The organism is Actinobacillus seminis (genome assembly GCF_002263215.1).
Taxonomy (GTDB): Bacteria; Pseudomonadota; Gammaproteobacteria; order Enterobacterales; family Pasteurellaceae; genus Actinobacillus_B; species Actinobacillus_B seminis.
Map to the genome: position 1 here is coordinate 1 of NZ_NLFK01000019.1, position 5,227 is coordinate 5,227.

At 49.5% G+C, this 5,227-nt stretch carries 3 rRNA genes; all 3 read right to left on the reverse strand.

The features are described from left to right. Positions 1 to 116, reverse strand: a 5S ribosomal RNA gene (rrf, locus tag CFY87_RS11320). Between the two features lie 248 nt (positions 117 to 364). After that, positions 365 to 3,264 (reverse strand): 23S ribosomal RNA (locus CFY87_RS11325). A 256-nt stretch (positions 3,265 to 3,520) separates the two neighbouring features. Continuing rightward, positions 3,521 to 5,062 (reverse strand): 16S ribosomal RNA (locus CFY87_RS11330). The 16S, 23S and 5S rRNA genes sit together here, the layout of an rRNA operon. Positions 5,063 to 5,227: the final 165 nt, after the last annotated feature.

Below are 5,227 nucleotides of genomic sequence, written 5' to 3' on the forward strand. Positions count from 1 at the left end.
ACCTGGCGGTGCCCTACTCTCACATGGGGAATCCCCACACTACCATCGGCGTTACAGCGTTTCACTTCTAAGTTCGGCATGGAATTAGGTGGTCCCACTGCACTATCGCCGCCAAGATTGTCCTTCGATGATTTTACCTTCCTGCCTTCTCTTTTATCTTCTTTGTCTTTGTTCTTTCTCTTCGCCTTGTCTCGCCTTCAGCCACCTTCGCCTACAACTTAACCGCTTAAATCCGAAACAAGCTGTCCACCCTACTTCGCTACTCTTGCACTCTTGCACTCTTGTGATTTTGTGCTTCTCTCTTCGCTCTCTCTCTTTCGTCCCGTTGTATCACCACCCCAAAAACCAAAACGCTTGAGGTTGTATGGTTAAGCCTCTCGGGCTATTAGTATGGGTCAGCTCAATGTATCACTACACTTACACATCCCACCTATCTACGTCTTCGTCTTAAACAACCCTTACCGACTTAATGCCGGGGAGAACTCATCTTGAGGCAAGTTTCGTGCTTAGATGCTTTCAGCACTTATCTCTTCCGCATTTAGCTACCCAGCAATGCCTCTGGCGAGACAACTGGTACACCAGTGATGCGTCCACTCCGGTCCTCTCGTACTAGGAGCAGCCCCCCTCAATTCTCCAACGCCCACGGCAGATAGGGACCGAACTGTCTCACGACGTTCTAAACCCAGCTCGCGTACCACTTTAAATGGCGAACAGCCATACCCTTGGGACCTACTTCAGCCCCAGGATGTGATGAGCCGACATCGAGGTGCCAAACACCGCCGTCGATATGAACTCTTGGGCGGTATCAGCCTGTTATCCCCGGAGTACCTTTTATCCGTTGAGCGATGGCCCTTCCATTCAGAACCACCGGATCACTATGACCTGCTTTCGCACCTGCTCGACTTGTCCGTCTCGCAGTTAAGCTCGCTTATACCATTGCACTAACCTCACGATGTCCGACCGTGATTAGCAAACCTTCGTGCTCCTCCGTTACTCTTTGGGAGGAGACCGCCCCAGTCAAACTACCCACCAGACACTGTCCGAACACCTGTCTTCGGTGCCTCGTTAGAACATCAAACGTTAAAGGGTGGTATTTCAACACCGACTCCATAAGTACTGGCGTACCTACTTCTTTGTCTCCCACCTATCCTACACATCAAAATTCAATGTTCAGTGTCAAGCTATAGTAAAGGTTCACGGGGTCTTTCCGTCTAGCCGCGGGTACACCGCATCTTCACGGCGATTTCAATTTCACTGAGTCTCGGGTGGAGACAGCCTGGCCATCATTATGCCATTCGTGCAGGTCGGAACTTACCCGACAAGGAATTTCGCTACCTTAGGACCGTTATAGTTACGGCCGCCGTTTACTGGGGCTTCGATCAAGAGCTTCTCTTTCGATTACTCCATCAATTAACCTTCCAGCACCGGGCAGGCATCACACCCTATACTTCCACTTTCGTGTTTGCAGAGTGCTGTGTTTTTAATAAACAGTTGCAGCCAGCTGGTATCTTCGACTTACTTCACCTTCACCCGTAAAGGGCTACAATTACCGTAAGCGCACCTTCTCCCGAAGTTACGGTGCTATTTTGCCTAGTTCCTTCACCCGAGTTCTCTCAAGCGCCTGAGTATTCTCTACCTGACCACCTGTGTCGGTTTTCAGTACGGTTTAGATAAACCTGAAGCTTAGCGGCTTTTCCTGGAAGCAGGGTATCAGTTACTTCCGCTCCTTAGAGCGTCGTCTTCACCTCTCAGTGTTTATAGGAACCCGGATTTGCCTAAATCCCCCACCTACCGGCTTAAACAGACATCCAACAGTCTGCTAACCTAACCTTCTTCGTCCCCACATCGCAGTTTATCCAAGTACGGGAATATTAACCCGTTTCCCATCGACTACGCTTCTCAGCCTCGCCTTAGGGGCCGACTCACCCTGCCCCGATTAACGTTGGACAGGAACCCTTGGTCTTCCGGCGAACGAGTTTTTCACTCGTTTTATCGTTACTTATGTCAGCATTCGCACTTGTGATACGTCCAGCAAACCTCTCAATTCACCTTCTTCCGCTTACACAACGCTCCCCTACCCAATAATGTTTACATCATTGCCGCAGCTTCGGTGCTATATTTCAGCCCCGTTACATCTTCCGCGCAGACCGACTCGACTAGTGAGCTATTACGCTTTCTTTAAATGATGGCTGCTTCTAAGCCAACATCCTAGCTGTCTGGGCCTTCCCACTTCGTTTCCCACTTAATATAGACTTTGGGACCTTAGCTGGCGGTCTGGGTTGTTTCCCTCTCCACGACGGACGTTAGCACCCGCCGTGTGTCTCCTGAGTATCACTCTTCGGTATTCGCAGTTTGCATCGGGTTGGTAAGCCGGGATGGCCCCCTAGCCGAAACAGTGCTCTACCCCCGAAGGTGTCCGCTCAAGGCTCTACCTAAATAGATTTCGGGGAGAACCAGCTATCTCCCGGTTTGATTGGCCTTTCACCCCCAGCCACAAGTCATCCGCTAATTTTTCAACATTAGTCGGTTCGGTCCTCCAGTTAGTGTTACCCAACCTTCAACCTGCCCATGGCTAGATCACCGGGTTTCGGGTCTATACCTTGCAACTTAACGCCCAGTTAAGACTCGGTTTCCCTTCGGCTCCCTTATTCAGTTAACCTCGCTACAAAATATAAGTCGCTGACCCATTATACAAAAGGTACGCAGTCACCAAACAAGTTGGCTCCCACTGCTTGTACGTACACGGTTTCAGGTTCTATTTCACTCCGGTCACCCCGGTTCTTTTCGCCTTTCCTTCACAGTACTGGTTCACTATCGGTCAATCAGGAGTATTTAGCCTTGGAGGATGGTCCCCCCTTCTTCAAACAGGATTTCTCGTGTCCCGCCCTACTTCTCGCAAATTTAGTACCGCAACCCTGACTTCAAGTACGGGGCTATCACCCTGTGTCGCGCAATTTCCCAATTGCTTCCTCTGTCTTCAGTCGCTATCACTTGCAGGCTCTTTCGCTTTCGCTCGCCACTACTCACAAAATCTCGGTTGATTTCTTTTCCTCGGGGTACTTAGATGTTTCAGTTCTCCCGGTTCGCTTCCTTAAACTATTTATTCATTTAAGAATGATGGATTCTTCATCCATCGGGTTTCCCCATTCGGATATCTTGGATTATTCGCTTCTTATCAACTCATCCAAGCTTTTCGCAGATTAGCACGTCCTTCTTCGCCTCTGATTGCCTAGGCATCCACCGTGTACGCTTAGTCACTTAACCATACAACCTCAAGCATTTTATGCTTAAGGCGATATCTTTCAACTAAACACTTAACCGCCTTTCTTCAGTTAAGATTTCTTTCTTTCGAACTACTCAGACTTTCCTTCTCTCAGCGCTTATCTTTCTTAAGCCCTGACTTGAAAAATCTCTCAGTTTTCAGCTTGTTTCCTATTTTTTAAAGAACAATAAAAAAAAAAAAAAAAGTCTACAATATCTCAGCCAATCTGTGTGAACACTCGCTATCACTTCATTCAGTTAAGGAGGTGATCCAACCGCAGGTTCCCCTACGGTTACCTTGTTACGACTTCACCCCAGTCATGAATCATACCGTGGTAAACGCCCCCCTTCCGGTTAAGCTATCTACTTCTGGTACAACCCACTCCCATGGTGTGACGGGCGGTGTGTACAAGGCCCGGGAACGTATTCACCGCGACATTCTGATCCGCGATTACTAGCGATTCCGACTTCATGGAGTCGAGTTGCAGACTCCAATCCGGACTTAGATGCACTTTCTGAGATTCACTCCACCTCGCGGCCTCGTCGCTCTCTGTATGCACCATTGTAGCACGTGTGTAGCCCTACTCGTAAGGGCCATGATGACTTGACGTCATCCCCACCTTCCTCCGGCTTATCACCGGCAGTCTCCTTTGAGTTCCCGACCTAATCGATGGCAACAAAGGATAAGGGTTGCGCTCGTTGCGGGACTTAACCCAACATTTCACAACACGAGCTGACGACAGCCATGCAGCACCTGTCTCATAGCTCCCGAAGGCACAAGCACATCTCTGCACTCTCCTATGGATGTCAAGAGTAGGTAAGGTTCTTCGCGTTGCATCGAATTAAACCACATGCTCCACCGCTTGTGCGGGCCCCCGTCAATTCATTTGAGTTTTAACCTTGCGGCCGTACTCCCCAGGCGGTCGATTTATCACGTTAGCTTCGGGCACCAAGCTTATAGCCCAATCCCCAAATCGACATCGTTTACAGCGTGGACTACCAGGGTATCTAATCCTGTTTGCTCCCCACGCTTTCGCACTTGAGCGTCAGTATCTCCCCAAGGGGCTGCCTTCGCCTTCGGTATTCCTCCACATCTCTACGCATTTCACCGCTACACGTGGAATTCTACCCCTCCCTAAAATACTCTAGACCCCCAGTCTGAAATGCCATTCCCAGGTTAAGCCCGGGGATTTCACACCTCACTTAAAAGTCCGCCTGCGTGCCCTTTACGCCCAGTTATTCCGATTAACGCTCGCACCCCCCGTATTACCGCGGCTGCTGGCACGGAGTTAGCCGGTGCTTCTTCTGTGATTAACGTCAATTGATGAAACTCTTCACTTCATCACCTTCCTCACCACCGAAAGAACTTTACAACCCGAAGGCCTTCTTCATTCACGCGGCATGGCTGCGTCAGGGTTCCCCCCATTGCGCAATATTCCCCACTGCTGCCTCCCGTAGGAGTCTGGACCGTGTCTCAGTTCCAGTGTGGCTGGCCATCCTCTCAGACCAGCTAGAGATCGCAGGCTTGGTAGGCCTTTACCCCACCAACTACCTAATCCCACTTGGGCTCATCTTATGGCAGGTGGCCCTTCAGTCCCACCCTTTCATCTCCCGATACTACGCGGTATTAGCGACAGTTTCCCGTCGTTATCCCCCTCCATAAGCCAGATTCCCAAGCATTACTCACCCGTCCGCCACTCGTCAGCAGAGAAAGCAAGCTCCCTCCCCGTTACCGTTCGACTTGCATGTGTTAAGCCTGCCGCCAGCGTTCAATCTGAGCCATGATCAAACTCTTCAATTTAAGTTCTTTTCGCTCAATATTCTGCTTAGCTAAAGTTTTTACATATCACTCAAGTAATTATGAATTCTCAGTTTAAGCACCTATTAAGACTTCAATATTTATTTCTTTTAAACAAAGTCAATCAACAAGTGCCCACACAGATTGTCTGATATATTGTTAAAGAAC